Here is a 26,149-nt window from a genome sequence, read left to right on the forward strand (position 1 = left end):
CTCCGTGCTGCTTCCGTGGCCCTATCGGCTCGGCCGCCAGATCGTACGCCGCGACCGCCGCCGGTGACCACAACCGCCAGGTGAACATGCGGCGCGGGTCAGCGGATCCCGACACCGGGCGCGTCGCCGTCGACATAGTGGAAGCGCGCGGCGCGCCGGCGGATGTGGTGGGCGCGCCCGCGGGTGCGTCGCGGCGGCCCGGCCGGCGCCAGCGGCTCGGCGTAGAACATCTTCTTGGCCAGTTCCACCAGCACCAGGTAGGTGACGACGAAACCGCCCAACACGGCGAAGAACGCCCACGGCAGCGGCGTGAAGCCCAGGGTGTGCGCCAGCGGCGAGATCGTGAGCACGGCACCGATCGCCACGACCGACAGGCTGGTGACCGCCAGCGGCGCGCTCGGCCGGCTGCGCACGAAGGGCACCTTGCGCGTACGGATGGCGAAGATGATCAACGTCTGGGTGGCAAGGGATTCCACGAACCAGCCGGTGCGGAACTCGACGGCACCGGCGTGCAACACGCCGAGCATCAGGCCGAAGGTCAGGAAGTCGAACAGCGAGCTGATCGGGCCGAAGATCAGCATGAACCGCCGGATGAAGGCGAGGTTCCAGTGCGCCGGCGCCTGGAGCTGCTCGTCGTCAACCCGGTCGGTGGGGATGGCCAGCTGGGAGCTGTCGTAGAGCAGGTTGTTCAGCAGGATCTGGCTGGGCAGCATCGGCAGGAACGGCAGCAGCGCCGAGGCGGCCGCGGCGCTGAACATGTTGCCGAAATTGCTCGACGTGCCCATCAGCACGTACTTGATGGTGTTGGCGAAGATCCGCCGGCCCCAGGCCACCCCGGTGGCCAGCACGCCCAGGTCCTTCTCCAGCAGCACCACGTCGGCGGCGTCCTTGGCGACGTCGGTGGCGCTGTCCACCGAGATGCCCACGTCGGCGGCGTGCAGCGCCAGCGCGTCGTTGACCCCGTCGCCCAGGAAACCGACCGAGCGCCCGGTGCGGCGCAGGGAGGTGATCAGCCGCTCCTTCTGCTCCGGGGAGATGCGGGCGAAGATGGTGTGGTGCCGGGCAGCGTCGGCGAAGTCGTCGTCGCCCAGCGGGTCGAGCTGGGCCCCGGTGACGGTGCCCTTGGACGCCAAACCCAAATCGGCGCAGACCTTTTCGGCGACGCGCGGGTTGTCACCGGTGGCGATCTTCAGCTCGATGCCCAGGGCGGCCAGCTCGGCCAGGGACTGGCGGGCGGCGGGTTTGGGTTCGTCGGCGAACACCAGGAAGCCGGCCAGCGTCAGGTCGCGTTCGTCGGCGGGGGTGATCGCGGTCAGCCCGGCCGCGGGCCGCGAGGCCACCGCCACCACCCGGCGCCCGGCGGCGAACAGGGCCGCGAGGATCTGGCGGGCGGCCGGCGTCACCGCCGGGCATTGGGCCAGCACCTGTTCGGGCGCGCCTTTGACCACCAGGACGCGCTGCCCGTCGTCGTCGGCCAGCACCGACGTCGCGCGGCGCTCGTGGTCGAACGGCAGCGTCGCGACCCGGCGCGCGACGCAGCCCAGCAGCTGCTGCGGGGACTTCCCCTGCGTAGCCTCCCAGAGCGCGGCGTCGAGCGCATTGCCGCTGACCCCACCGGATTCCGGGTCCACGTCGGTGGCCAGCAGCCCGAGCCGCCGCACCGCCTCGCTGTGCGCGCCCGCGGCGTCGACCGTGTCGACCAGGGTGATCCGGCCCTCGGTCAGGGTGCCGGTCTTGTCGGTGATCAGAATGTCGATGTCGCCGAGGTCCTCGATGCACACCAGGCGCTTGACGAGCACCTTGGCCCGGGCCAGCTGCCGCGAGCCGGTGGCCAGACTCGTGCTGACCACCGCGGGCAGCAGCTGCGGCGTGATGCCCACGGCGATCGCCAGCGAGAACAGCACGGAGTTGATGACCTGCTTGTGCAGGAGCAGGTTGCTGGCCAGGATGACCACCATCAGCGCGACCGCGACATGCAGCAGTAGATAGGAGAACCGGCGCAGCCCCACCTGGAAGCCGGTCTCGGGGGGGCGGTCGTCCAAACCCGCTGCGATGCGCCCGAACTCGGCGTTGTGTCCGGTTGCGTACACCACCCCGGTGCCCTCGCCGGCGCTGACGATGGTGCCCATGAAGGCCAGGTCGGACGACTCGGCGAGTTCGGTCCCCGCCGGCACCGGCTGCGGCGACTTCTCCGACCCGGTCGATTCCCCGGTCAGGATGCTCTCGTTGCATTCCAGGCCGTTGACGTCGATGAGGCGGACGTCGGCGGGCACCGCCTCCCCCAGCGACAGCCGGACCACGTCGCCGGGGACGAGCGCGGTGACGTCCACCGTGACGAAGCGCCCGTCGCGGCGCACCACCGCGTTGTGGTGCACCCCGGCGTGCAGCGCCGCGGCGGCCCGCTCGGCGCGGTACTCGTTGAGGAAGCCGAGGCCGATGCTGGCCGCCAGGATGATCCCGATGATGACCGCCTGCATGCTGTCGCCCAGGAAGTAGGAGACGACCGCGGTGCCGCCCAGCAGGATGAGCACTGCGTTGCGCAGTTGCCGGCCCAGCACCGCCAGCGCGTTGACATGGTGGGTGCGCACCGCGTTGGGGCCGTAGCGCTCCATCCGCGCGGCCGCCTGCGCGCCGGACAGCCCGGCGGCCGAGGTGTCCAGGCGGCGCAGCACGTCGGCGACCGGGGCCGCGGCGACTGCGCCGGTGCTCAGCTCAGAGCCAGTCACGGCGCTGGAACGGCACGTAGAGAGCGACCATCAGGACCGCCATCACGCCGCTGCTGGCCGAAAATCCCGCGGGCGTCCCGAACCCCGGGTAGGGCACGTTCTGGCCGTAGAAGCCGGCGATCGCGGTCGGCACGGCGACGATCGCCGCCCACCCCGTCAGCTTCTTCTTAACGACGTTCAGCGGAGCGTCCTGCAGGGACAGGTTCGTCTCGAAGATGGTGATGATCATGTCGCGCAGGGACTCCATCCATTCCGACACGCGCAGCACGTGGTCGTAGAGGTCGGCGTACAGCGGGTCCAGCTCGCGGCCGTTCCGGTCGCCAACGCGTTGATGCGCAATGGAATTGATGACCTCCCGCATCGGCAGCGCAACCCGGCGCAGGTTCACCAGGTCCCTGCGCATCTGGAATGTTCGGCGCTGAAAGCTACCGGCAGGTGACGTGCCGTCGAACAGATCGTCCTCGATTGCCTCCACGCAGTCGTCCAGCGCCTCGGCGGCCGCGACCGCATCCTCGACGGCCCAGGATTTCAGGCCCAGTTCGGCGGCCAGTTCAGCCAACGTGCCGCGGTCGGGCTCGCCGAGGTAGTCAGCGATCCTGGCGACCTCGAAGTCGTCCTGCGGCTCGCCGGAACGCCACAGGCGGCCCTGGATGTTCGGAGCTACCTGCACGGACCCCATCTTGTCAGTAGGTGGAGATCTCATCCTCGGCCGGCAGGGCGCCGGTGCCCGCGAAGACGACGCGGCGGCCGATCTCCACGGCGTGGTCGGCGACGCGCTCGTAGATACGGCCGAGCAGCGCCGATTCCACACCGACGGAGACGCTTTCCTTCCACTCCCGGTCCATCAGCACACTTGGCAGCTCCCGGTAGAGCGCGTCCATCGCGTCGTCGTGTTCGTGCAGCTTCGCGGCCTGCTGCGGGTCGCGGGTGACCTGCCGCTGTTCAACACGGCCTTCACCACCACTCCGCTGTCGCCGGGCCGGTGGCTGGTGTGCCTGGCGGTGTCCAGCAGCGTGCTGTGGGTGAGCGAGGCGCGCAAGTTCGTGCTGCGCCGGCTGGACCGCCGGAGGGCTACCCGGTCGGGGCCATCAGCCGGGTAATCGCGTCGACGTCGGCCGGGCCGGGCAGCCCCCAGCCGGGCCGGTACCCCAGCAGCTCGTCGACCGGCACGGTCTTGAGGTCGACGTCGAGCAGTTCGATGGCGTCCGGCGGCACCAGCGCCGGGTGCACGACGCCGCAGGCGCGGGCCAGGCACAGCAGCTCAAAGCGCAGGGTAGCCAGGTAGTTGGCGCAGCGCGCCGACTTCAGCTCCGGGTCCAGGCCGTGCTGCAGCCACGCCGACTGGGTGGCGACACCGGAGGGACAGCGGCCGGTGTGGCAGCGCTGCGCCTGGATGCAGCCGAGGGCGAACATGGCGGTGCGGCCGACGTTGATCATGTCGCAGCCCGCGGCCAGGGCCAGCAGCGCGTTCTCCGGGATGCCCAGCTTGCCGGAGCCGACGAACACCACGTCGTGGTGCAGCCCCTCCTCGGCGAAGGCCCGGTAGACCCGCGGCAGGGCCCACTTGAAGGGCAGGGCGACGTGGTCGCTGAAGACCAGCGGGGCCGCCCCGGTGCCGCCCTCGCCGCCGTCGACGGTGACGAAGTCGACGCCGGTGCCGGTGCCGGCCATGCGCGCGGCCAGGTCGCGCCAGAACCGCTCCTGTCCGACCGCCGACTTGACGCCGACGGGCAGGCCGGTTGCGGCGGCGATGGTCTCCACGAGCTCGAGCAGCCCGTCGACGTCGCGGAACGCCGAGTGGCCGGCGGGGCTCTTGCAGTCGACCCCGACCGGGACGCCGCGGATCGCGGCGATCTCGGGGGTGACCTTGGCGCCGGGCAGCATGCCGCCCAGGCCCGGTTTGGCGCCCTGGCTGAGCTTGATCTCGATGGCCCGGATCTGCGGGGTGGCCGCGACCCGGTCGACCAGGCGCGGCAGGCTGAAGCGGCCGTCGCCGTCGCGGCAGCCGAAGTAGCCGGTGCCGATCTGCCAGACGAGCTCGCCGCCGCCCAGGTGGTACGGCGACACCCCGCCCTCCCCAGTGTTGTGTAAGGCCCCGGCCATGGCCGCGCCCTTGTTCAGCGCGGTGACGGCGGCGGCGGACAGCGCCCCGAAGCTCATGCCGGAGATGTTGACCACCGATGACGGCCGGAACGCCTTGGCGCGGCGCCGCGCGCCGCCGAGCACCTTGGCCGCGGGCAAAGGCACCTCCGGGTCGGGGTGGTGCGGCTCGCCGTCGGGGGCGGGCACGGGGAACGCCGCGTGCTTGATGATCGGGTAGTTGTGGACCCGTTCCAGGTCGTTGTCGGTGCCGAACCCGAAGTAGCGGTTGGCCGCCTTCGACGAGGTGTAGACCCAGCGGCGCTGGTCGCGGCTGAAGGGCCGCTCGGCGTCGTTGTCGGTGACGATGTACTGGCGCAGCTCGGGACCCACCGCCTCCAGCAGGTACCGCAGGTGGCCGACGATCGGGTAGTTGCGCAGGATGGCGTGGCGGCGCTGCGCGAGGTCCCAGCCCGTCACCCCCGCCAGGGTCCCGCCCACCAGGGCGGCCACGGATCGCCGATTCATGCCGATCATGCTCGCCAACGCCGGTGCGCGTCTGCTAGTGACCTCGGTCCTCAATCACGAGTCCTTGGTCGCCGGGCGTCATCCCGCCGACGGCGGTCGCTGCATGACCGTGCCCAGCAGCTCCTTGCCGAGCTCGATGTCGTCGTAGTCGCGGCCGGTGCGGCGGCGATCGCCCGACGAGGCCGCCGGCGACGCGCCCAGCGGGGGCATCGCGAGGGGTGTGACCGGCGGCTTCGGGGCGAGCGCGGACGCCGCGGAGGCGAGCTGCACCGGCGAATCCGAAGCCGGCAGCAACCCCACCACCGAGGGCGGCGCCGTCAGCGTGCCCACCAGGATCCCGGTGCCCACCGAGCCCGTCGGCGCCCACGAGGGCCCGGCGGCGCCGAGCGCGCCGGCCAACCGGGTCTTTATCCCCGCGAAATCCGCCGCACTCTGCGACAGGCCGGCCCCGATGTCGCCGCCCAGCGACTGGAACCCGTGGGCAGTCGACAATTGCGCGAGCACGGCGAGCATGTTGACCGGGAACCCGCCCGCGGCGATGCCCTGGTTTGCCCAGGTGCTGAAGTATCCGAACCAGCCCTTGCTGGGGTCGAAGGCGGTGAGCGATTGGGCTGCTAGAGGAACAGCAGCCGCGGTGCGCGCGGCAGAACCGGCAGTGGCAGTCCCAGGCACCACCTCGGCTTGGGCGAGCAGCCCCGCCGGGTTGGCGATCGGCGGCGGCGGCGAGAACTGTGACGGCACGACGGCGCTGGCCGAGGTTGCCGCATAGCGGTACATCGCCGCCGAGTTGTTCACCCACATGGCGTGGTACTCGGCTTCGGTCTCGGCGATCGCGGGCAGGTTGATGCCGAAGAAGTTCGTGGCCAGCAAGAGCGCCAGCCGCGCCCGGTTCGCGGCGACCAGTGCGGGATGCACGACCGTGAAGTGCGTCAGCTCGAACGCCGCTATCACCGTTTGCATCGAGGAGCCGATCAGCTGGCACTGCTGCGCGGCAAGGCCCAACCAGGCGACGAATGGCTCGGCAGCGGTGACCATCGCCGCCGAGGACAGACCGTGCCAGGCGTCGGTCACCGACGTCAACACCGAGGCATAGCCGCGAGCAGAATCCTCCAACTCGGCACCCAGTTGGTGCCACACGGTGGACGCCGCGATCATCGATCCCGCACCGGGGCCGGAGTGAGTCAGCGCCGAGGTGATCTCCGGCGGCAACATCGAGAATTCCATGGCGCTTCAGCCGGGGAAAGAGCCCCGGCGGGCTGAACACGACGAGTGGAGCCCAACGGCGATTTTGGAATGCTCTACCTGCCAGGACATTTCCGTATCCTGCTGCTTGTCGCCCTCGACCTGTCCGGCGGCGGAAATCCGATGTCCGCGGCGGCGGGAAGCACCATCGTCGGCTCTCAGCCCCCGCTTGGCGGTCGATGAATCACCTTTTTCGGGACTTCCGCCCCGCAGTCAAGGTCCTCGAATTTTTGCTGCTTCCTCTTGCGCCAACCACTGCCCGCCGAGCTCGACGGCGGCACCATCATCGGCATCATCGGCAACGCGGACAACCCGGCGTTCTCGGCCGAAAGCGGTGACACCGCGGACGCGAGTTGCACCGGCGATTGCGATGCGGGTAACAGCCCCACCACCGCGGGCGGCGCGGTCAGCTTGCCCACCGTGACCCCCACACCCATCGCAGCGGTAGGCGCCGATCCGAGGGCCTTGCTCGAGTTGGCCAATCCGAGTTCCGACGCTCCCAGCGCCGCTTCCCCCTCGGCCAGGCCCTGGCCGACTTCGCCGCCCACAGACTCCACCCCCTGAGCAGTCGCGAATTGCGCCCACACGCCGAGGAGGTTGAGCGGGAATCCGGACGAAATGAACTGGTTCCCCCAGGTGCTCGCATACCCGGACCAGCCGGTGTTGGGGTCGAAGGCGGTGCCGGCCGCAGGCGCCAATGCCGCGGCGGTCGGCGAGGCAGCGGTGGTCGCGGGCACCGCGCCGGCCTGGGCAGCCGTTGCCGTCGGATTGGAAATCGCAAGCGGCGACAAGAATTGGGAGAGCTGGGTGCTTTGCGCCGAAGCGGCCTGATAACTGCTCATCGCCGCCGAGTTGTTCGCCCACATCTCCTGGTACTGAACTTCGGTTTGGGCGATCGCCGCCGTGTTGGTCCCGAACCTGTTGGTGGCCAACAACTCCGCCAGCCGCATCCTGTTAGCGGTGACCTGCGCGGGCGGAACCACCGCCGAATGAACGGCGGTGAATGCAGCCGCGGCGGCCTCCGCCGAGGTTGCCATCTGCTGGACCTGCTGAGCGGTGCCACGCAACCAGATGAGATAGGGCTGGACGGCCCGGAGCATCTCCACCGAGGACGGACCATCCCAGGTTTCGATCAGAGACGACAACGCCGAGGCGTAAACAACAGCGGAGTTCTCCAACTCGACGGCCAGCCGCTGCCACGCGGCGGCGGCCTCTGTCAGCGAAGCCGCCCCGGGCCCAGAGTAGATGAGCGCGGAGGTGACCCCTGGGGGCGCTAAGACATCCATGGCATCTCTCGTCGACTGTGCTGGGAACGATTCTGCAACACCATGCTGAATTGCTGGGCAAACCGGTGGAACGAGGGCGCGAACGTCCGGTGTCGGGCCCGAATTACGGTAGCGCGCACCCGACCGCAGCGGCCGGCGGCGGCCAGGATTTCCGCTGGCGGTAGGGAACTCGACATATTGGCGTCCTTCCCCGTTAAGACGCGATGAGCGCTATGCCGATCACGCTCAGCGGCCGGAATCCGCGGGCCGAGGGACATAGGTCCCGGACCGCAGCGGCCGTTGGCCCCCTTTGCCGGCGGGTGACCGACGCAGGTCAGCCAAGTCAAACGGTCACCGGGGCGCCGCGGTTCAACTGGCGAATTCGATCGGCGATACCGCGGCGCGCCATCTCGCGGGTGAAGTCGGCCAGCGGCGACGCGAAGACGCCGTAGTCGTCGAGGTGGACGGGGATCATCTTGGACAGGTTCAGCCTGGACACCAGTTGCGCGCCCTGGCGACCGTCCATGGCGACGGTCAGGCCGAAGGGCAGCCGCCGCCCGGCCGGCAACCAGGTGCCGCCCAGGTGCAGCACGCCCACGTCGATCGGGTCGAACCGCGCCGGACCAGGGCGGGCTCGAACCCCGGGATTGCCACCAACGGCCAGATGCTTGCGGACCGTCTTGCGGTCGAACCCGGTGTTTCGGGCGATCGCTGAGATCGTCCAACCACGCTGGCGCAGGGCATGCACTTCCACATCGTCCTCCCAAGTGAGCATGAGAAGGCGGGGCCTCCTCGGCGGAGCCACACGGGTGGGGAATTTCGATGAGCGTCAGTGGGGAATTTCAGTGAGCGCGGTCGCATCGGGGGGTGGTGACCACCGGGAGTTCGTGGCCGAGCCCGTTCTGTGCGACGCGGTCCCAGCGGTCGCCGTGCAGGTACGACAGCACGACGGCGTCGACGGGCGGGAGTTCGTCGATGCTCAGCGCCGCTTCTTTCAGCCGCTTCGACACAGCCCGTAGCCCAGGTAGGCGTGCCAGCCGCGGTGCAGGAAGTTCCGGTCGGTCAGCAACGTCACGCCGCCGGCCGAGATAAGCGTGGTGGCGTTGCCCGCGAAGGTGACTGTGATGGCCATGGCATCCATGGGCCGGGGGCTACCCGGTCGCGTGCCAGTCACGCGGCCCCCACAGCTAAAACGGCGGGGGTTCGTCGTCGTCGGTGGGTTCGTGGCTGAAGTAGCGCTGTTGCCAGGTCGTGCGCCCGGCGTGTGCGGCGGTGCGGGCTTGGTGGTTGTTGCGGCGTTCGGCGGCTACCAGCTGGGCGCGGGTGCGTCGACGTTTGGGCATCATCGCGGTGCGCGCGCCGTAGTAGTCCTGGGAGTCGGGGTCGATTTCGGGGGGGCAGCCGCCGACGGCGGGGGCCAGGCTGGGGAACAGCAGCGCGCTGCCCGGGGTGGTGAAATCGGTGTGTCCGGACGGGGCGGTCAGGATCAAGGTGCCTTCGGGCAGCTGCTTTTCGGCCCACCCCAGGAAGGTCCTGATCAAATGATGGGTCATTAATCCATCCTCACCGAGGAACTCGACCGCGGAGATGGCTCGCTGATGCGGCCTGTGGGCTTGTCGGCGAGGGTGACGCCGATGGGACCGTACCCCTGATGTGCGCGTGAGGGGAGCTCGCTGCGTTGATGGTGGATTCACTTGATCGCCAGTGCCGAGACCGGGCTGCCGGAGGCGCCGGTGATCGGCAGGGGCGACGCGCAGAACATGAATTCGTAGATTCCGTCTGCTTTGCTGTCGGCCGAGAGCGCGTCGAGGTCGAACATCTCGCCGAAGGCCAAGCCGGTATGGGCCAGACTGACCACGTGCAAGGGCTGCCAGCAATCAATTTCGTTGGGCAACACCTCAATTCCCCAGGTATCGGCGGCGATGGCGGCGATGTCGTTGTCGCGGATCCACGGGGCGGTGTGCAGCGACAGCCCCGGTGACGGCCCGCCGGCGTAATCTCCCCAGTGGTCGCGTCGTGCGGCCATGAACCCGGTGCGGATGATCAGCGCATCGCCTGGCCGGATTTCCAGGTTCTTAGCGGCGAGGTACTCGTCGAGTTCGTCGGTGGTGATGGCGTATCCGGGTTCGAGGGTGTCCACGCCACGGTGTTCGGCGAGGTCGACGAACACGCCGCGGGTGACGATCTTGCCGGTGTAGTTGTGCACCCCGTTGGTGCGGCTGCCACCCGTTCCGGCGTCGCCCGCCGGATGCCCGTTGTACATCCGGCCGCGCCAAAAGAAGTGGCATAAAGCGTCCCACTGAGTGCCGGACTGGGTCGGCATGACCAGGATGTCGTCGTAGTAGCCGGCGGTGGGTTGCCCGGTGATCGCTCGCCACTCGGCCAGGGTTTGTGTTTCCATGGGCTGTTGCTCACCGATGAGGTATCCCGGTCCCGTGGCGAGTTGGTACAGGTGGGGGTTGCCTCGGCCGAGGTAGCCGGTCTGCGGACCGTGGTCGTCGTAGGGCATGGTCAGCGAGATGGTCTTGCCGGTTTTCACCAGGGCTGCGGCTTCGCGGACTTTGTCCGGGGTGATGAGGTTGACCGTGCCCAGCTGGTCATCGGGACCCCACCGGCCCCAGTTGGAGCAGCGTTGGATATAGCTCTCCAGAATGGCGAGGTCACCGGTCATCTACAGACCCTCTTTCTTCATGTAGGCGTCCGCCGCGGCCCAGTCGACGGGGCCCTCATCCGGTGGCACCTGTAGTGAGTTGACGAATACGGCGCATAGGACATACGTGCCGGCCAGCAAAGTAATTTCGGCGACTTCGTTGTCGTGGAAGTGCTTTCGCAGCGCTTCGAGAGTGTCGGGTTCGGCTCCTGTGTGGGTCACCAGCGAGTCGACATAGCCGACCAGCGCGGTGACGGCCGGATCGTCGAACTGGCGATGCCGGCGATCGATCAGGTCTGCCAGCAGCTCAGGGCTCGTCCCGGTACGCAGAGCTTCCGACTTGTGCTGGACCAGTTGGTAGTCGCACTGGGCGAGTGCGGCGACCCGCACGATCACCTGCTCGCGGACCTGCGCCGAGATCGTGGCGTGGCGAAAACTCAGCGCGTATTTCCAGTACGGCAGGGTCAGGCCGTCGGTGTGCAGCATCATCCGGGTCAGGTTGATCGGGAAAAGCTCGTACACGGCCTGTTTCTCGACGTCGAGCTCTGGGAACGGGAAGCGCGCCATGGCAGAGAGTCTTTCGCTGCTCACGACACGAGGGTTTCGTCGAGCCAATCGAACATCCGCTGATGAAACAGCGTCAGCGCGCCTTCGTGGCAGTGCTCTTCAGCACCTTCGGCGGCGGTGAACTTCAGCAGCGTTTTCTTGCAGCGCAGCGCGTCGTAAAGCATTTGGGGCTGCCCGGAGAAAAACTGGTCGTTTTCGGCCTCGCAGACCAGCGTCGGACAGGCGATTTTGTCGGCCACGTCGGTCAGGTCGTACTTGCTGAACTCATCGATCAACTCTTGGGCGGTGGAAACTCCCAACGTCCACAGGCCATTGGACAGCATCCACCGCAGCGAGCTCGGCGCCGCACCAAGATGGGTCATCAAACTCTGCAGTGCGGCGACCCGCTGTTCCGGCTGTTGGTGCGGTTCGGGCAGAGCCGCCGCCATGGTGAGCACTCCGTCGTAGGCGATGCATGCCGAGATCCGCTGCTCGAATGCCGCGGCGCGGGGCGCGAGGTAGCCGCCCATGCTCATGCCGAGCAATGCGATGCGCTCCGGATCGACCCCGCGCAGGGTGACGGCGACGTCGACGACAGGGGTGACCACGGCCTCCCAGTCGTACCGAAACGGCAGTTTGTCGATCCGCAGCGCCGACCCCTGCCCGGGGCCCTCGAAGATCAGGCAGTTCCACCCGTGTCGGTGCGCGGCCGCCCCAACGGCAAAAAACATCTCTTCGACCGTCGAGTCATAACCCCCGTGCGCGAGCAACGTCGGCCCGGCCTCGTCGCCGCTGACGTTGAGGTAATAGCCGTGCAGCTCGACTCCCCCGTAGGGAATGCAAACACGCCTCCAGTGCGCCTGGATCTCCGGAGCGGCCCGGAACGCCTCGATCGCGCGAGCGGAGGTGTCAGCCACCCGCGGGTCGTTGGCTGGGTCGTCGCGAAGAAAGAACTCGGCAGTGCGGTAGTAGTTGGAGGCACGCAGGTAGGCGCTGCTGGCACTGACGGCGTGTCCCTTGGCCGCGCAGTCGTCGGCGATCGCGGCGATGCGGTCGGCAAGCGCCCGCCACTCGGAGTACCACGACTCGGGGTCGCCGGGGGTGATCCGCGCAGCTGTGGCCATCACCTCGCCGATATCGGCCCCGCCGTAGGCGGTGTACCCGACCGCGCGCAGCGTTTCGAACGAGAACGACTCGTCGGTGTCGAACATGAATCGCATGGCCACTCCTCACCGGCTAACGCAACTTGCTGTTGCTATAATCAAACGTGGCATACCAGCGCACTTAACGCAACAGTTTGGGGCTATTAGTGGGGAATCGGCAGGTTGTCCAGGGTATTCGGACCGGCGGTCGCAGCGCGCGGGTTCGTGACGCGGTGCTGGCTGCCGTTCTGGACGAGCTGAACGCCACCGGGTACGCAGCGCTGAGCGTGGAGGCGTTGGCCTCTCGCGCGGGCGTCAACAAGACCACCATCTATCGACGGTGGCCCACACTCGATGACCTGTTGGTCGATGCGCTCATAACGTGGTCGCACGACGCCATCCCGGCCCCGGACACCGGCAGGATCGAAACCGACCTGCTCGCGCTCGGCAGAATATTGGCCGAGCAACTCAATGGCGGCATCGGGCAACAGATCGTTGCAGTCGTTTTGACCGCCGGCCTGCGATCGGCCGCGCTTCGCGAAGCAACCCGACGCTACTTCGACCATCAGGCCGAGCGTGCGACCGCCGTGGTCACCAGAGCGATCGATCGAGGTGAGCTACCGGACAACACTGATACCTTCGCCTTCCTCACCACGTTTCGAGCACCGCTGTTCTACCGCATGGTCACCACAGGCGACCCGATCGATGACGATCTCATCGCCCTGACCACACGCGTCACCCTCACAGCAGCGCGCGCCGGATTACTGTCGGCGTGATCTAGAACCGCACGTCGACGTCGACCGCGGTGGACGGGTCCACCCCGAAGCGGCGAACGGAGTCGTGCCTTTACACTGCCACTCGGACGCGGCGGTAACCTACGGCGGCGCGGGGTGGTAGCACCCCGTCAGGGCTTCTGGCGCAGCAGTGCGTTTCGTCCATCTCCGCCGAGCAGCTGTGTTAGCCGGATTGACCGCGGCCGCTTGCACACGAACCCGAACCTGCCCAGGCCCGGCACAGGGCTCGGCCGTCTTTAGGACCCGCAGCAGGTCGGGACCGCCGAGTGTGGTCTAGCCGATTGGTTTGATACCCGCCTCAACCGGTGGGGTGCCGACGCTGTCGGTGGTTCTCGAACCCTCAGGCAACGTCGAAACAGAATGTCGCACAGCCGGTTACGCTCAGGTGAGCGATCGCGCCGAGTCGGTCAAGACCTTGTCGATAGCGCCGGGGATGTTCTTGACGGCTTCAGAACCGCCCAGGGCCAAGCGCATGAGGTAGCCGGGCAGCAAGCACAACAACAGGTCGGCCAGGGCGGCCGGGTCGAGCTGCGCGTCGTCGCGCGGGTGCGTGCCGGCGCTCAACGTGGCGAAGGCGGTGGCGGTGGCGTCGCGTAGGTGCGCGGCCAGCGTCGGGTTGCGCAGAGCTTCTGACCACACCAGCAGGGCGATGGCGGCGAAGCCGTCCTCGCCATGGCGGTGGGTGACGAAATCGAGGACGGTCGCTATGGCCCTCTGCGGGCTTGCGCCATCGTCGATGGACTGCACAATGAGGGCGACAACCTGCTGGAGGTTGTCGGCGGCGATCGCCTCGATGACCGCGTCCTTGCTGGGGAAGTATCGGTAGACCGCGCCGGAGGACATTCCGGCCTCCTCGACCAGGTCGTGCATCGACGCGGCGTGGAATCCGTCGCGGATGAAGCAGCGTCGCGCGGCTGCCAGGATGTGCGCGCGCCGCTCCGCGCGGTATTGCGGCGAAACTTTCGGCATGATCTCAACCTACCATAAAAAGCACGAACGTTCGCGTTTGACAAAGGCTTACCGCCGGCGCACTATAAAACGCGAATGATCGTTCGCGGATGCACTTCGACCAATCGGCGGAGGAGATGACAGCAGATGAGTGACACAACCGACTTCGGCACGTTCGGCCGGTTTGTGGAGACACCGGTCGACCAGATGGAGCCTGCGATGAAACAGGCATATGAGTTCACCCGCGGGCTCCGCGGGCTGGTGCCCGGCCCGCACAAGATCTGGCTGGCCAACCCGACCCTGTCGACGACCATCGTGCCGACCGGCGCCTATTTCCAGCAACACTCGACGCTGAGCAAGGCCGAGATCGAAATCGCCACCGTTCTGGTCACCGCGCAATGGCGCAGCGCCTATGCCACCTACGAGCACGAAATCATCGCCGAGCGCGACGGCCACCTCGACCCGCGGCGGGTCGAAGCGCTCATCGCGGGCCTGCCGGTGTCGTTCGACGACCCTCGCGAGCAGGTGGTCTACGAGTTGGCGTCGGCGCTGCTCGCAGCGCGGGTGGTGCCCACGGGTCTCTACCGGCGCGCCAGCGACCTCCTGGGCGATGCGGGCATCGTCGACGTCGCGGTGCTGCTGGGCTGGTTCACGATGGTGTGCATGACGCTGGGCGCCTTCGACGTGCCCGCCAATGCCGTGGGGCTGGACCAGTGAGGGGGGCCGCGGACGGCCTGGGCGGCCGCCTGGACTTGGCCGACCGGGTGACTCTCGACGACGCCTCGCGCGAGTTGTTCGACCACATCACGAGCACCGCGGTGGCGTGGGGGCAGGACTGCGGATTCGCAGCGGCGACCGCCGAGGGGCGCCTGATCGGGCCGTTCAATCCGAGCCTGCTCAACCCGGGGCTGTCGGCCGCTTTTTTGAAACTGCAGGCCGCCGAAGAGCAATACACCTCGCTGGACGAGCGCACCCGACAGGTGGTGATCCTCACCGTCGGTTCGGTGTGGCGGGCCCCCTATGAGCTCTACGCCCACTCCGCCGTCGCCAGGCACGCGGGACTGCCGGAGCCGGTGATCGCCGAGCTGGCTGCCGGTGGGGAACCCGAGGCTCTCACCGACGGCCAACGGACCGCCCACCGCCTGGCCCGCGCGCTCTCCACCGACCATCACGTCGACGACGCGCTCTACGACGAAGCAACGCAACGGTTCGGCGCCGCTGGAGTTTTGGACATCACGGTACTGACCGGCATCTATCACACCGTCTGCGGGATTCTCAACGCCTTCGCGATCCCCGCGCCCAACCATCACTGACCATCGAGGACCATCATGTCTCTTCCGCCTTTGCCCACCCTGACGCTCACCCCCGTGGCCTACTTTCCGCAGAAGTACTTCCTGGAGAACCTCGCCGTGCGCGCCGACGGCTCGCTGTTGATCACCGCGGTCTTGCAGCGCGAACTGTGGTGGGTGCCAGCGCCCCGGCCGGGCGAGCTCGTCGACCCGGTCCTGCTGCACACCTTCGATCACCCGATCACCGGGATCGTCGAGGTCGCCCCCGACGTCTTCGTCGCCAACCTCACCGAGGGCTACACCACCGGCGAATCACATTTGGCCAGAATCGATCTCACCGACTGGGCGCCCGGACGGCCGGTGACACCCGAGATCTTCTACACCTTCGACGAGCGGGCCCGCGGACTCAACGGCAGCTGCCTGCTCGCGCCGGGGGTGCTAGCGGTGGCCGACTGCTTCGCGGGCCTGATCTGGCGCGTCGACCTCGACCAGGACGCGCGGCACGCCTGTGCGCGGGTCTGGCTGGTCCACGACACGATGGCCTTCGACCCCGACAGCGGGGTGCCCCCGCCCCCGCAGCCCGGGGTCAACGGCGTGCGTTACGGCCCGCACACCGGCTACCTGTACTACACCTCGACCGCGCAGCAGGTGTTCATGCGCGTCCCCGTCGACCCTTCGACGCTAAACCCCTCTGGCTCAGCGGAATTCGTCGCTGCGATCGACAACGCTGACGACTTCTGCCTCGACGAACACGCCGGATTCGGCTACGTCACCAGGCACCGCGCCAACACGATCGACCGGGTGCCGTTGCAGCCGCGGCACGGCAGCGAGGTCCGCCACCTCGCCGGTGACCCGTTCGACGAGACCCTGGTCGGGCCGTCCAGTGTCGCCTGGGGAAGGGCGGACGGCGAGTACGGCAGGATCGCGTACGTCACCACTGATGGCGGCACCACCGCCCCTCCCGACGGGGTCGTTCGACGCGCCGCCGTGCTGCGCGTCGAACTGGACGTCGAACCGGACTCGGCCACAACGGCGCCGACGGGCGGGCTGAACCCATGACCCGGTGCGTGGTCACGACCGGGCAGGCGTCGATCGACACCCGCGTCGACGGGGACGGACCCGCCGTGGTGGTCATCCCGTCCTACGGGCGCGACGCCGGCAGCGACTTCGACGCGTTGACCACGACGCTCGTCGCCGGAGGTTACCGGGTGCTACGCCCACAGCCGCGCGGTGTCGCCGGTTCTTCCGGACCGATGAGCGGTGTCACCTTCGCCGACATGGCCGGCGATATCGCACGGGTGGTCGACGACCTGGCCGACGGGCCGGCGGTCATCCTCGGGCACGCCTTCGGCAACTTCGTCGCCCGCGCTACCGCGGTGCACCACCCGGGCCGCGTGGCGGCCGTCATCCTGGCCGCCGCGTCCGGCAGAACCGTTGACCCACAGATCAATTCAGCACCTATGCGCGCCGGCGACCTCACGCTGCCCGACGCGACCCGATTAGCCGTGCTGCAGCAGGCATTCTTCGCCCCCGGCCACGACGCCTCAGTCTGGCTCGGCGGTTGGTACCCCGCAACCCTGGCGATGCAAGTGGACTGCGTGCAACGCACTGACGCCGCCCGGTACTGCGGCGCCGGGGACGCGCCGGTGTTCGAGATCATTGCCGCCCTCGACCCGTTTCACCGGCGCGACGAATGGGGAGATATGCGCGGCCGCTACGGCGACCGGGTCACCACCACCGTTATCGACGACGCCAGCCACGCCCTGTTCCCCGAACAGCCTGATGCCGTTGCCGACGCCGTCGTCGACTACCTGCGCACCCTCAACCACGGCGTCGGTCGATGAACGCACCGACCAGGCCTGCTGCGCCGGGGGCTGCAGCGCAGTGGCCGGGGTCGGGACTGGCCGGCCCGGCGACCTGATGCGGTGATCGATATCGATCGGGAGATAGTCGGGGAGTAGCTGCTGCTATCGGGTCGGGTCATCGGCAACATCGATGTGGCCGGCCGCGGCCGCCGCGCGCGGTTGGTGCAACTCGTCGAGCGACTTGTCGGGGTAAGCATTGGCGCTTTGCGAGTTCGCGCGCGAGCAGCCTCGCACAGGCGATGACGTCGTCGCCGAACAGAGTGGGTCAGCTCGGCTCACCCGGACATCGCTTCCCGCCACCGCACACCCACATGGTCGGCACCGCGTGGTTTGCCGGCGATGCCGCACCCGCCTCCGAGCGGCAAGTCATCGTTCGTAGGTTCCGGTCAGCGGGCCGCGGCCCAGTACGTGGCCGGACATCGTCGCCAGTAGCGCCCTGGGTGTCGTGACCTCCCGCGGGATGGCTTTGTCGATCGCGAACACATGTAAGCGGTAGTGGTGCGGCCCGTGACCGGGGATCGGCCGCGGTCCGCCATAGCCGTGACGGCCGAATGCGGCCGGAATGAAACGTATGCCCGCGGTACCGGGCTCCAGGGCACCGGCGGTGACGCCGTCGACGGTCAGGTCGATTACCGCGACGGTGTGCAGCAACGGACGGGGCAGCGGGACGTCGATGTCGTCCTCGTCCTCGTCCTCGCCACAGCGCGAGAGGCGATAGGCGATAGGCGATAGGCGAACAATTCCCCGACCGCCACCAACTGCGCAGCCGCCGCCGGGTTCTCAAACCGCGCCGCCGCACCGATGCGCTCGATCAACCCCGCCGACTCCGACATCGTGGAGGGATGACGCCGCTCGAAGAACTCCTCGAGCGCCGTGATCGACTCCGGCGGCGGCCGCGCCCGCGAAACCTCATCGAACATACATTCGATTATAGTGAGACCCACCGACATCCGCGATCAACCCGGCGGCAACTCCCGGCCGCTGACGAACTCACGGCGCACGCCCGTCAGCGGGTCGTCGAACTCGAGGCGCTGCGCAAGCAATGCCAGCGGCGCGCCGAAGTCGTCGGGGGCCACGTCGACAACGTCCGGATACAGCGGATCCCCCAGGATCGGAATCCCCAGCGACGCCATGTGCACCCGCAGCTGGTGGGTGCGCCCGGTGCGCGGCGTCAGCCGGTAGAGGCCGTCGGACACCAGCTCCACCCGTGTCTCGGCGTTGGGGACGCCGGGCTCGCAGAACGCCTGCAGCCGCCCCCGCCGCTTGACGATCCGGTTGCGAACCAAGCGCGGCAGCTCCAGCGCCGGATCGACGGCCGCGCGCGCCAGGTAGGTCTTGCGCACCAGGCCGCGGGCGAACAGCGACTGGTAGGCGCCACGCAGCTCGCGCCGCGCGGTGAACAGCAGAACCCCGGCGGTCAACCGGTCCAGGCGATGGGCGGGGCTGAGCTCGGGCAGGCCCAGCTCCCGACGCAACCGCACCAGCGCGGTCTGCGCGACGTGCCGACCCCGCGGCATCGTCGCCAGGAAATGCGGCTTGTCGACGACGACCAGGCCGGCGTCGCGGTACAGCACCGGGATGTCGAAGGGCACCGCAACCTCGTCGGGCAGCTCGCGGTAGAGGTAGACGCTGGCCCCGCACGGCAGCACGGTGGCCGCGTCGACCGCCACGCCGTCGGCGTCGACGACCTCGCCGGACAGCACCTTCGCGCGCGCCGCCGCGCCGAACCGCTCGGCCAGCTCGGCCAGCACCGGGCCGCCGCGCAGCCGCACCCGGGCCGGGCCCAGCCCGTCGCGCACCGGCAGCGGCGCGGGCCTCACGTGAGCGGGACCGGCTCGAGGAGCTCGGCGCGGGCCTCCGGGGCGCTGGCCCGCAACTCGTCGGCGGAGACGTCGTCGGGCTGGGCCTGCGACAGGACCTCGGCCTCCACCCGCGCCGCGTAGTTGGCGACCTCACGCTCGACGTCCTCGGCGCTCCACCCCAGCACCGGCGCCACCACCTCGGCCACCTCGCGGGCGCAGTCGACGCCCCGGTGCGCGTATTCGATGGAGATCCGCATCCGGCGCGTCAGGATGTCCTCCAGGTGCAGCGCCCCCTCGGCGGTGACGGCGTAGCGGGCCTCGACCTTCAGGTAGCCCGCCGCCTCCTTGATCGGATCCAGCAGGCCGGGATCGTCGGCGGCCAGGTCCAGCACGTCACCGATCAGCGACCCGTAGCGGTCCAGCAGGTGGCGCACCCGGTAGGGGTGCAGGCCGCGCAGGGCGCCGACGTGCTCGGCCTGGTTGACCAGCGCGAAGTAGCCGTCGGCGCCGAGCAGGCTGACCTTCTCGGTGATCGACGGCGCCACCCGGGCCGGCACGAACTGCACCGCGGCGTCGACGGCGTCGGCGGCCATCACCCGGTAGGTGGTGTACTTGCCGCCGGCGATGGCCACCAGCCCGGGCGCGGGCACGGCCACGGCGTGCTCGCGGGACAGCTTGGAGGTCTCCTCGCTCTCGCCGGCCAGCAGCGGCCGCAGCCCGGCGTAGACGCCGTCGATGTCGGCGTGCGTGAGCGGGGTGGCCAGCACCGTGTTGACGGTGCCGAGGATGTAGTCGATGTCGGCCTTGGTGGCAGCCGGGTGCGCGAGGTCGAGGGCCCAGTCGGTGTCGGTGGTGCCGATGATCCAGTGGTTGCCCCACGGGATGACGAACATCACCGACTTCTCGGTGCGCAGGATGATCGCGACGTCGCTGACGATCCGGTCGCGCGGCACCACGATGTGCACCCCCTTGGACGCGCGCACCTGGAACCGCCCGCGCTGCTTGGACAGCCCCTGGATCTCGTCGGTCCACACCCCGGTGGCGTTGATGACGACGTGACCGCGAACCTCGGTGGTGCTGCCGTCCTCGGTGTCGCGGACCCGCACGCCGGTCACCCGGTCGCCCTCCCGCAGCAGCGCCACCACCTGGGTGGAGCAGCGCACCACCGCCCCGTAGTGCGCGGCGGTGCGGGCCACGGTCATGGTGTGCCGGGCGTCGTCGACGACGGTGTCGTAGTAGCGGATCCCCCCGATCAGCGAGCTGCGCTTCAGGCCGGGGCTCAGCCGCAGCGCCCCGGCGCGGGTCAGATGCTTTTGCGCCGGAACCGATTTCGCGCCGCCGAGCCGGTCGTAGAGGAAGATGCCCGCGGCGATGTAGGGCCGCTCCCACCAGCGGCTGGTCAGCGGGAACAGGAACGGCAGCGGCTTGACCAGGTGGGGCGCCAGCGTGGTCAGCGAGAGCTCCCGCTCGTAGAGCGCCTCGCGCACCAGCCCGAACTCCAGCTGTTCGAGGTAGCGCAGCCCGCCGTGGAACATCTTCGACGAGCGGCTCGACGTGCCGGACGCGAAGTCGCGCGCCTCCACCTGCGCCACCTTGAGCCCGCGCGTTGCGGCGTCCAGCGCGCACCCGGAGCCCACCACGCCGCCGCCGATGACCACGACGTCGAACTGCTCGGCGGCCAGCCGCTTCCAGGCGATCTCGCGCTGCCGCGGTCCCAGCCCGGACGCCGGCGAGCCGCGCTCGCCGGGCGGGCGCAACGGATCACTCACGGCTGGGCTCCTGTCGGTTACTCGTCGGTAGGTGTCCTCGATAAAGGCTAGATGGTCGGGCCCGGCCGAGCCGGCCTTCTAGTCCAGATCGTCGTGGGCCATCAGCCGGCGGGCGGCCTCGGTGATCGAGCCGGACAACGACGGGTAGACGGCGAGCGTCTGCGCCAGCTCGTTGACCGTGATGCGGTTGGTCACCGCCACGGCGATCGGCAGGATCAGCTCGGAGGCGATCGGCGCGACCACGACCCCGCCGATCACCACACCGGTGGAACGCCGGCAGAAGATCTTGACGAAGCCTTTCTGTAGCCCCGACATCTTCGCCCGAGCGTTGGTGTGCAGCGGCAGCATGATGGCGCGGGCGGTCACCGAGCCGTCGTCGATCATCCGCTGCGGCACCCCAACGGCGGCGATCTCGGGCCGGGTGAAGATCGTCGCCGCGACCGTGCGCAACCGGATCGGGGTGACGCCCTCGCCGAGCGCGTGATACATCGCGATCCGGCCCTGCATGGCCGCGACCGAGGCCAGCGGCAGCAGGCCGGTGCAGTCGCCGGCGGCGTAGATGCCCGGCACCGACGTCCGCGACACCCGGTCGACGGTGAGGTAGCCGCCGCGGCCCAGCTCGATGCCGACCCGTTCCAGGCCGAGGCCGCCGGTGTTGGGGACCGACCCGATAGTCATCAGCGCGTGGCTGCCCTCGACGGTGCGGCCGTCCTTGAGGGTGACCAGCACCCCGGCCCCGGTGCGGGTGACCGACTCGGCCCGGGCGTTCTTGATCAGTTGCACGCCCCGTTCGGCGAACACGTCCTCGAGGACCAGCGCGGCGTCGGCGTCCTCGTAGGGCAGCACGCGGTCCTGGCTGGCCACCACCGTCACCGGCACGCCCAGCTCGGTGTAGGCGTTGGCGAACTCCGCGCCGGTGACGCCCGAACCCACCACGATGAGGTGCTCGGGCAGCGCGTCGAGGTCGTAGAGCTGGCGCCAGGTCAGGATGCGCTCGCCGTCCGGCTGGGCCGACGGCAAGATCCGCGGGCTGGCGCCGGTCGCGATGAGCACGACGTCGGCTTCGTGCTCGCTGGTGGTGCCGTCGGGGGCGGTCGCCCTGACGCGGTGGTGGGCCAGCCCGGGGGTGGGGTCGATCAGCTCGCCGTGACCGGTGACGATGCGGACGCCCGTGCCAAGCAGCTGGGTGGCTATGTCGGCCGACTGCGCTGCGGCCAGGTCCTTCACCCGGGCGTGGATCTGCGGCAGCGAGATCTTGGCGTCGTCGATGTCGATGTCGAAGCCCAGATGCGGGGCCTGGCGCAACTCGGTGCGCAGCCCGGTGGAGGCGATGAACGTCTTGGACGGCACGCAGTCGTCCAGCACGGCCGCGCCGCCGACCCCGTCGGCGTCGATCACGGTGACTTCGGCGGTCTCGGGGTGGTCTGAACCTAGGGTGGCGGCGACGAGGGCGGCTTCGTAACCGGCCGGGCCTCCGCCGAGGATCACGATGCGGGTCACCACAGCCCTAACCTAGCCGGGATTCCGGGGCACTGCGCAGCGCGGCTAAACCACGCGGGTGAACGGCGCGCGAACCCCAGGCGTTTAAGCTTTCCCCGTGCCGCTCTACGCCGCTTACGGATCGAACATGGATCCCGAACAGATGCTGGAGCGCGCGCCGCATTCGCCGATGGCCGGGACGGGGTGGCTGCACGGGTGGCGGTTGACCTTCGGCGGCGAGGACATCGGCTGGGAGGGTGCGCTGGCCACCGTCGTCGAGGATCCGGGATCCCGCGTGTTCGTCGTCCTCTACGACATGACACCGGCCGACGAGCAAAACCTCGACCGGTGGGAGGGCTCCGAGTTCGGCGTCCACAAGAAGATCCGGTGCCGGGTGGAGCGCATCTCGTCGGACACCGACACCGCTCCCGTGCTGGCGTGGCTGTACGTCCTGGACGCCTGGGAGGGCGGCCTGCCGTCGGCGCGCTATCTGGGCGTGATGGCCGACGCCGCCGAGATCGCCGGCGCCCCGGCGGATTACGTGCACGCCCTGCGCACCCGCCCGGCCCGCAACATCGGCCCCGGGACCAGCTCTTAGCCCTCCTCGGCGAGCTGGGGGCACCTCCCGCTCGGCGAGCGTGCGTGTCTGTACGGCGACACGCCGTCGCGGCCGGCATTCTGCGCACGCTCACGCGGCCCGGCGTAGCTGCGCGTCGAGCCGGCGGACCAGGTCGTCGGGCCGCTGCCGGACATCGGTAGCGATGACGGGGACGATCGACCACCCCAGCTCCTGGAGTGCGGCCGAGCGCTCACGGTCCCGGCGAAAAGCCTCCGGCCCGCTGTGCCAGTCGACGCCGTCGTACTCCGCGCCGACGCGCCGCTGCGGCCAGGCGAAGTCGAGCCGCCAGGTGCGGCCCCGCCGGTCGGTGACTTCGTACTGCAGCACCGGCGGCGGCAGCCCGCCGTCGAGCATGACCAGCCGCGCCTCGCTCTCCATCGGAGACTCCGCGAGCGGCGAGGCCAGGCTCAGCAGCTCGCGTGTGGTCACGATGCCCCGCCGGCCGGCCTGCCGCGCGGCCGCCGCCGCCAGCTCCTCGCGAGCGCACGTGCGGCTGCGCAGCGCGGCGTCCAACGTCGCGAGCGCACGCGGCCGGCGTAGAGCCCGGGCCACCTCGATCGCCGTCCACGCGGGTGAGGTCACCGGGCGCCCGGCGACGGCCACGAGCGGCGCCCCCTCACGACGGTGCACGAAAAGGCCGCGGGTGGGGCGCAACTGTTGCCCGAGCGGGTTGAGTACATGCAGGTGCGTGTCCAATTCGGTGTCGAAGCCGTGCATCGACGCTGCGGTGCTCAGGCATACCGCGACCTTCGAGCCGGTGACCAGATCCAGCGCCCTCAGTCGCAGCGCGTCGGTTATCTCACCCCGGCCGTAGACGCCGTACCAAATCTTCTGCAGAACACCGCATTTCAGGTCCGCTTCCAGGCCTCGGCGGCTGAGGTGGGTCAGCGCCTGGGCGGATGTCACCACCCCGCCTTGCGCATCGAGCAGCCACTCGAGCTCTGCATGCATGCGCGCTATCGTGTGGGCGCCGCGGACAGCCCACAATTCACCTGCGCGAGCGTGCGCAGAATGCCGGCCGCAGCGGCGTGTCCCCGTACAAACACGCACGCTCGCGATCAAAAAAGGGCGGCCTGCTCGATGATGTGGACCATCAGGCGCACCCCGATCGCCAGGGCCCGCTCGTCGAGGTCGAACGTCGGCTGATGCAGGTCGAGCTGCGCGCCCTCGCCCGACCACACGCCCAGTCGCGCCATCGCGCCGGAGATCTCCTCGAGGTACCAGGAGAAATCCTCACCCCCGCCGGACTGCCGGGTGTCGGCCAGCACGTCGGGGCCGATGGCCTCGATCGCATGGGTGAGGATGTGCGTGGCGACCTCCTCGTTGACCACCGGCGGCACGCCGCGGTGGTAGCGCATGGTGTGCTCGACCCCCAGCGGCGACAGCATGGCGGTGACGGCCTCGCGGATGATCCCCTCGAGCGACACCCACGTCTGCCGGCTGGCCGTGCGGACGGTGCCCGCCAGCACCCCCGACTGCGGGATGGCGTTGGCGGCCACACCCGCGTTGACCGCCCCCCACACCAGCACCGTGCCGTTGCGCGGGTCGATGCGGCGCGACAGCACCCCGGGCAGGCCGGTGATCAGGGTGCCCAGCCCGTAGACCAGGTCGGCGGTCAGGTGTGGACGCGAGGTGTGCCCACCCGGGGAATGCAGCGTGATCTCGATCGAGTCGGCCGCCGACGTGATGGGGCCCGGCCGCACGGCCACCTTGCCGACCGCCAGGTGGGGATCGCAGTGCAGCGCGAAAATCCGCGCCACGCCGGCCAGCGCCCCGGCCGCGATCGCGTCGATGGCGCCGCCGGGCATCAGCTCCTCGGCGGCCTGGAAGATGAACCGCACGCCGACCGGCAGCTCGGGCGCCGACGCCAACGCCTGCGCGGCGCCCAGCAGGATCGCGGTGTGCGCGTCGTGGCCGCAGGCGTGCGCGACGTTGGGCATGCGCGAGGCGTACGGCGCCCCGGTCCGCTCGGCCATGGGCAGCGCGTCCATGTCGGCCCGCAACGCGATCCGCGGCTCGCGCTGGGGACCGACGTCGCACGTCAGCCCGGTGCCGCCCGGCAGCACCTTCGGGTTCAGCCCCGCCTCGGCCAGCCGTTCGGCGACGAACTGCGTGGTGGCGTACTCCTGACGGCCCAGCTCCGGGTGGCGGTGGATGTGCCGGCGCCAGCCGACCAGGTCGTCGGCGTGCCCGGCCAGCCACGCATCGGCGGCCTCACCCAGGCTCATGAGTCGGCCCGGCGTTCTCGGGCCGCCAGCACCCGGTCGCGTTCGGCGGGGCTCTCGGCCAGGCGGACCACGGTGCGCGCCAGCATGATCGCGGCCTCGACGACGGCGCGGTCGCCGCTGGGCGCGGCGGCGACCGCGGCGAAGGCGCGCTGGTGCACGGTGGCGCCGCCGGCGTCGACGCCGATCACCGGATGGATCCCCGGCAGCACGTGCGTCACGTTGCCCATGTCGGTGCTGCCCATCGGCAGCGCCGCCTCCACCTCGGGGGCCAGCGGCTCGCGCCCGAGCCTGCGCATCTCCTCCCGGAACACCTCGGCCAGCCAGTGGTCGGGTTTGAGTTCGGCGTACGGCGGTGCGGGCTGGTCGATCTCGTGTTCGCAGCCGGTGGCCAGCGCCCCGGCCGCGAAGCACGCGAACATCCTGCCCTCCAGCTCCCGCAGCGATTCCGACTCGGCCGCCCGCATCGCGTACTGCATCGCCGCGCGGCCCGGGATGACGTTGACGGCCTGGCCGCCGTCGGTGACGATGCCGTGCACCAGCTGGCCCGGGGCGAGCTGCTGGCGCAGCACCCCGATGGCCACCTGCGCGACGGTCACCGCGTCGGCGGCGTTGACCCCCAGGTAGGGCGCGACGGCGGCGTGCGACTCCTTGCCCCGGTAGCGCACGATCGCCTCGGACAGCGCCAGCGAGCGCGCCGCGGCGATGTCGGACGGACCGGGGTGGGCCATCACCGCCACCGCGACGTCGTCGAAGACCCCCGCCTTCAGCAGCAGCGCCTTGCCGCCGCCGGCCTCCTCGGCGGGTGTTCCCAGCAGCGCCACCGTCAAACCGAGCTCGTCGGCCACCTCGGCCAGCGCCAAGGCGGTGCCCACCGCGGACGCCGCGATGATGTTGTGGCCGCAGGCGTGCCCGATCTCGGGCAGCGCGTCGTATTCCGCGCAGACGCCGACCACCAGCGGGCCGCTGCCGAAGTCGGCGCGAAACGCGGTGTCCAAACCACCGGCGGGCGCGGTGATCTCGAAACCGCGCTCGGCGACCAGCGCCTGCGCCTTGGCGCAGCTGCGATGCTCGGCGAACGCCAGCTCGGGCTCGGCGTGGATGGAGTGCGACAGCTCGACGAGGTCGGCGCCCCGGCGCCGCACGACGTCTTCGACGCTGTCCAAAGTGGCGGTGGGCAT

Annotated in this window: 23 protein-coding genes and 4 pseudogenes; 7 read left to right on the top strand and 20 right to left on the bottom strand. The window is 69.6% G+C overall.

Annotation, left to right across the window (positions count from 1 at the left end; translation table 11 throughout):
• Window positions 1–98: 98 nt before the first annotated feature.
• From mgtA to AB8998_RS24115, 3 genes and pseudogenes are all read right to left on the bottom strand, one after another.
• Complete coding sequence (gene mgtA, locus AB8998_RS24105) at window positions 99–2,726, bottom strand: magnesium-translocating P-type ATPase (RefSeq protein WP_369740198.1); 2,628 nt, start codon at window positions 2,724–2,726, stop codon at window positions 99–101.
• The gene (locus AB8998_RS24110) at window positions 2,713–3,405 is read right to left on the bottom strand and encodes a CorA family divalent cation transporter (protein ID WP_369740200.1); all 693 of its coding nucleotides are present in this window, start codon (window positions 3,403–3,405) and stop codon (window positions 2,713–2,715) included. The genes mgtA and AB8998_RS24110 overlap by 14 nt, the downstream gene beginning before the upstream one ends.
• Window positions 3,406–3,409: 4 nt before the next feature.
• Window positions 3,410–3,658, bottom strand: a pseudogene (locus AB8998_RS24115) (PhoU domain-containing protein); the annotation flags it as partial.
• On the opposite strand from AB8998_RS24115, the gene AB8998_RS24120 reads away from it, so the two are divergent.
• The gene (locus tag AB8998_RS24120; RefSeq protein ID WP_369740201.1) at window positions 3,617–3,826 is read left to right on the top strand and encodes a cation transporting ATPase C-terminal domain-containing protein; all 210 of its coding nucleotides are present in this window, start codon (window positions 3,617–3,619) and stop codon (window positions 3,824–3,826) included. The pseudogene AB8998_RS24115 and the gene AB8998_RS24120 sit on opposite strands and share 42 nt — an antisense overlap.
• Here AB8998_RS24120 and AB8998_RS24125 read toward each other — a convergent pair.
• The 8 genes and pseudogenes from AB8998_RS24125 to AB8998_RS24160 form a co-directional block, all read right to left on the bottom strand.
• Complete coding sequence (locus tag AB8998_RS24125) at window positions 3,798–5,333, bottom strand: FMN-binding glutamate synthase family protein (RefSeq protein WP_369740203.1); 1,536 nt, start codon at window positions 5,331–5,333, stop codon at window positions 3,798–3,800. The genes AB8998_RS24120 and AB8998_RS24125 overlap by 29 nt on opposite strands.
• Window positions 5,334–5,411: 78 nt before the next feature.
• Window positions 5,412–6,557, bottom strand: a complete 1,146-nt coding sequence (locus AB8998_RS24130; protein WP_369740205.1) for a PPE family protein — start codon at window positions 6,555–6,557, stop codon at window positions 5,412–5,414.
• A gap of 176 nt (window positions 6,558–6,733) precedes the next feature.
• The gene (locus AB8998_RS24135) at window positions 6,734–7,861 is read right to left on the bottom strand and encodes a PPE family protein (protein WP_369740207.1); all 1,128 of its coding nucleotides are present in this window, start codon (window positions 7,859–7,861) and stop codon (window positions 6,734–6,736) included.
• Between the two features lie 322 nt (window positions 7,862–8,183).
• A pseudogene (locus tag AB8998_RS24140) lies at window positions 8,184–8,972 on the bottom strand (MBL fold metallo-hydrolase).
• A 55-nt stretch (window positions 8,973–9,027) separates the two neighbouring features.
• A complete protein-coding gene (locus AB8998_RS24145; RefSeq protein WP_369740208.1) occupies window positions 9,028–9,393 on the bottom strand; it encodes a hypothetical protein in 366 nt (121 codons plus the stop codon).
• A gap of 137 nt (window positions 9,394–9,530) precedes the next feature.
• Window positions 9,531–10,511 (bottom strand): cyclase family protein, encoded by a 981-nt coding sequence (locus AB8998_RS24150; protein ID WP_369740210.1) that lies wholly within the window; start codon window positions 10,509–10,511, stop codon window positions 9,531–9,533.
• Complete coding sequence (locus tag AB8998_RS24155) at window positions 10,512–11,057, bottom strand: carboxymuconolactone decarboxylase family protein (protein ID WP_369740211.1); 546 nt, start codon at window positions 11,055–11,057, stop codon at window positions 10,512–10,514.
• Between the two features lie 20 nt (window positions 11,058–11,077).
• The gene (locus AB8998_RS24160) at window positions 11,078–12,256 is read right to left on the bottom strand and encodes an alpha/beta hydrolase family protein (protein WP_369740213.1); all 1,179 of its coding nucleotides are present in this window, start codon (window positions 12,254–12,256) and stop codon (window positions 11,078–11,080) included.
• A gap of 89 nt (window positions 12,257–12,345) precedes the next feature.
• Here AB8998_RS24160 and AB8998_RS24165 point away from each other — a divergent pair, with 89 nt between their 5' ends.
• A complete protein-coding gene (locus AB8998_RS24165; RefSeq protein ID WP_369740214.1) occupies window positions 12,346–12,954 on the top strand; it encodes a TetR/AcrR family transcriptional regulator in 609 nt (202 codons plus the stop codon).
• Window positions 12,955–13,353: 399 nt separating this feature from the next.
• Here the strand turns inward: AB8998_RS24165 and AB8998_RS24170 are convergent, their stop codons facing one another.
• Window positions 13,354–13,941 carry a TetR/AcrR family transcriptional regulator gene (locus AB8998_RS24170; RefSeq protein ID WP_369740215.1) on the bottom strand — a complete coding sequence of 196 codons (588 nt, stop codon included), beginning with the start codon at window positions 13,939–13,941 and terminating at the stop codon, window positions 13,354–13,356.
• Window positions 13,942–14,067: 126 nt separating this feature from the next.
• On the opposite strand from AB8998_RS24170, the gene AB8998_RS24175 reads away from it, so the two are divergent.
• From AB8998_RS24175 to AB8998_RS24190, 4 genes are read left to right on the top strand one after another with little or no spacing between them, the layout of a single operon-like run.
• On the top strand, window positions 14,068–14,637 hold the full coding sequence (locus AB8998_RS24175; RefSeq protein ID WP_369740217.1) for a carboxymuconolactone decarboxylase family protein: 570 nt from the start codon (window positions 14,068–14,070) through the stop codon (window positions 14,635–14,637).
• Entirely contained in the window at window positions 14,634–15,233 is a 600-nt protein-coding gene (locus AB8998_RS24180; RefSeq protein WP_369740218.1) for a carboxymuconolactone decarboxylase family protein, read from the top strand. The genes AB8998_RS24175 and AB8998_RS24180 overlap by 4 nt, the downstream gene beginning before the upstream one ends.
• 15 nt (window positions 15,234–15,248) lie before the next feature.
• Complete coding sequence (locus AB8998_RS24185) at window positions 15,249–16,268, top strand: hypothetical protein (protein WP_369740220.1); 1,020 nt, start codon at window positions 15,249–15,251, stop codon at window positions 16,266–16,268.
• A gap of 8 nt (window positions 16,269–16,276) precedes the next feature.
• Window positions 16,277–17,053, top strand: a complete 777-nt coding sequence (locus AB8998_RS24190; protein ID WP_369740221.1) for an alpha/beta fold hydrolase — start codon at window positions 16,277–16,279, stop codon at window positions 17,051–17,053.
• 387 nt (window positions 17,054–17,440) lie between these two features.
• Here the strand turns inward: AB8998_RS24190 and AB8998_RS24195 are convergent, their stop codons facing one another.
• The 5 genes and pseudogenes from AB8998_RS24195 to AB8998_RS24215 form a co-directional block, all read right to left on the bottom strand.
• Complete coding sequence (locus AB8998_RS24195) at window positions 17,441–17,815, bottom strand: YbhB/YbcL family Raf kinase inhibitor-like protein (RefSeq protein WP_369741738.1); 375 nt, start codon at window positions 17,813–17,815, stop codon at window positions 17,441–17,443.
• Window positions 17,794–17,994, bottom strand: a pseudogene (locus AB8998_RS24200) (hypothetical protein); the annotation flags it as partial. The pseudogene AB8998_RS24200 and the gene AB8998_RS24195, both read right to left, overlap by 22 nt.
• Before the next feature lie 36 nt (window positions 17,995–18,030).
• Entirely contained in the window at window positions 18,031–18,894 is an 864-nt protein-coding gene (locus AB8998_RS24205) for a pseudouridine synthase (RefSeq protein WP_369740222.1), read from the bottom strand.
• Window positions 18,891–20,645 (bottom strand): glycerol-3-phosphate dehydrogenase/oxidase, encoded by a 1,755-nt coding sequence (locus AB8998_RS24210; RefSeq protein ID WP_369740224.1) that lies wholly within the window; start codon window positions 20,643–20,645, stop codon window positions 18,891–18,893. The genes AB8998_RS24205 and AB8998_RS24210 overlap by 4 nt, the downstream gene beginning before the upstream one ends.
• A pseudogene (locus AB8998_RS24215) lies at window positions 20,638–22,148 on the bottom strand (NAD(P)H-quinone dehydrogenase). The gene AB8998_RS24210 and the pseudogene AB8998_RS24215 overlap by 8 nt, the downstream one beginning before the upstream one ends.
• A 94-nt stretch (window positions 22,149–22,242) precedes the next feature.
• Between AB8998_RS24215 and AB8998_RS24220 the strand changes: the two are divergent.
• Window positions 22,243–22,722, top strand: a complete 480-nt coding sequence (locus AB8998_RS24220) for a gamma-glutamylcyclotransferase family protein (protein ID WP_369740226.1) — start codon at window positions 22,243–22,245, stop codon at window positions 22,720–22,722.
• A 90-nt stretch (window positions 22,723–22,812) separates the two neighbouring features.
• Here the strand turns inward: AB8998_RS24220 and AB8998_RS24225 are convergent, their stop codons facing one another.
• The 3 genes from AB8998_RS24225 to AB8998_RS24235 all read right to left on the bottom strand — a co-directional run bounded on the left by AB8998_RS24225 (window position 22,813) and on the right by AB8998_RS24235 (window position 26,149).
• Window positions 22,813–23,694 carry an endonuclease domain-containing protein gene (locus AB8998_RS24225; protein WP_369740228.1) on the bottom strand — a complete coding sequence of 294 codons (882 nt, stop codon included), beginning with the start codon at window positions 23,692–23,694 and terminating at the stop codon, window positions 22,813–22,815.
• A gap of 107 nt (window positions 23,695–23,801) precedes the next feature.
• Window positions 23,802–24,971 carry an amidohydrolase gene (locus tag AB8998_RS24230; RefSeq protein WP_369740229.1) on the bottom strand — a complete coding sequence of 390 codons (1,170 nt, stop codon included), beginning with the start codon at window positions 24,969–24,971 and terminating at the stop codon, window positions 23,802–23,804.
• On the bottom strand, window positions 24,968–26,149 hold the full coding sequence (locus tag AB8998_RS24235) for a M20 family metallopeptidase (RefSeq protein ID WP_369740231.1): 1,182 nt from the start codon (window positions 26,147–26,149) through the stop codon (window positions 24,968–24,970). Before AB8998_RS24235 ends, AB8998_RS24230 begins: the two co-directional genes overlap by 4 nt.

This window comes from Mycobacterium sp. HUMS_12744610, from assembly GCF_041206865.1.
GTDB classification, from domain to species: domain Bacteria; phylum Actinomycetota; class Actinomycetes; order Mycobacteriales; family Mycobacteriaceae; genus Mycobacterium; species Mycobacterium servetii.

Excerpts from the sequence above, each read along its gene's own strand:
- AB8998_RS24110 (WP_369740200.1), bottom strand. The coding sequence starts at position 3,405 with ATGGGGTCCGTGCAGGTAGCTCCGAACATCCAGGGCCGCCTGTGGCGT.
- AB8998_RS24125 (WP_369740203.1), bottom strand. The coding sequence starts at position 5,333 with ATGAATCGGCGATCCGTGGCCGCCCTGGTGGGCGGGACCCTGGCGGGG.
- AB8998_RS24130 (WP_369740205.1), bottom strand. The coding sequence starts at position 6,557 with ATGGAATTCTCGATGTTGCCGCCGGAGATCACCTCGGCGCTGACTCAC.
- AB8998_RS24135 (WP_369740207.1), bottom strand. The coding sequence starts at position 7,861 with ATGGATGTCTTAGCGCCCCCAGGGGTCACCTCCGCGCTCATCTACTCT.
- AB8998_RS24145 (WP_369740208.1), bottom strand. The coding sequence starts at position 9,393 with ATGACCCATCATTTGATCAGGACCTTCCTGGGGTGGGCCGAAAAGCAG.
- AB8998_RS24150 (WP_369740210.1), bottom strand. The coding sequence starts at position 10,511 with ATGACCGGTGACCTCGCCATTCTGGAGAGCTATATCCAACGCTGCTCC.
- AB8998_RS24155 (WP_369740211.1), bottom strand. The coding sequence starts at position 11,057 with ATGGCGCGCTTCCCGTTCCCAGAGCTCGACGTCGAGAAACAGGCCGTG.
- AB8998_RS24160 (WP_369740213.1), bottom strand. The coding sequence starts at position 12,256 with ATGCGATTCATGTTCGACACCGACGAGTCGTTCTCGTTCGAAACGCTG.
- AB8998_RS24170 (WP_369740215.1), bottom strand. The coding sequence starts at position 13,941 with ATGCCGAAAGTTTCGCCGCAATACCGCGCGGAGCGGCGCGCGCACATC.
- AB8998_RS24175 (WP_369740217.1), top strand. The coding sequence starts at position 14,068 with ATGAGTGACACAACCGACTTCGGCACGTTCGGCCGGTTTGTGGAGACA.
- AB8998_RS24185 (WP_369740220.1), top strand. The coding sequence starts at position 15,249 with ATGTCTCTTCCGCCTTTGCCCACCCTGACGCTCACCCCCGTGGCCTAC.
- AB8998_RS24225 (WP_369740228.1), bottom strand. The coding sequence starts at position 23,694 with ATGCATGCAGAGCTCGAGTGGCTGCTCGATGCGCAAGGCGGGGTGGTG.
- AB8998_RS24230 (WP_369740229.1), bottom strand. The coding sequence starts at position 24,971 with ATGAGCCTGGGTGAGGCCGCCGATGCGTGGCTGGCCGGGCACGCCGAC.
- AB8998_RS24235 (WP_369740231.1), bottom strand. The coding sequence starts at position 26,149 with ATGCCCACCGCCACTTTGGACAGCGTCGAAGACGTCGTGCGGCGCCGG.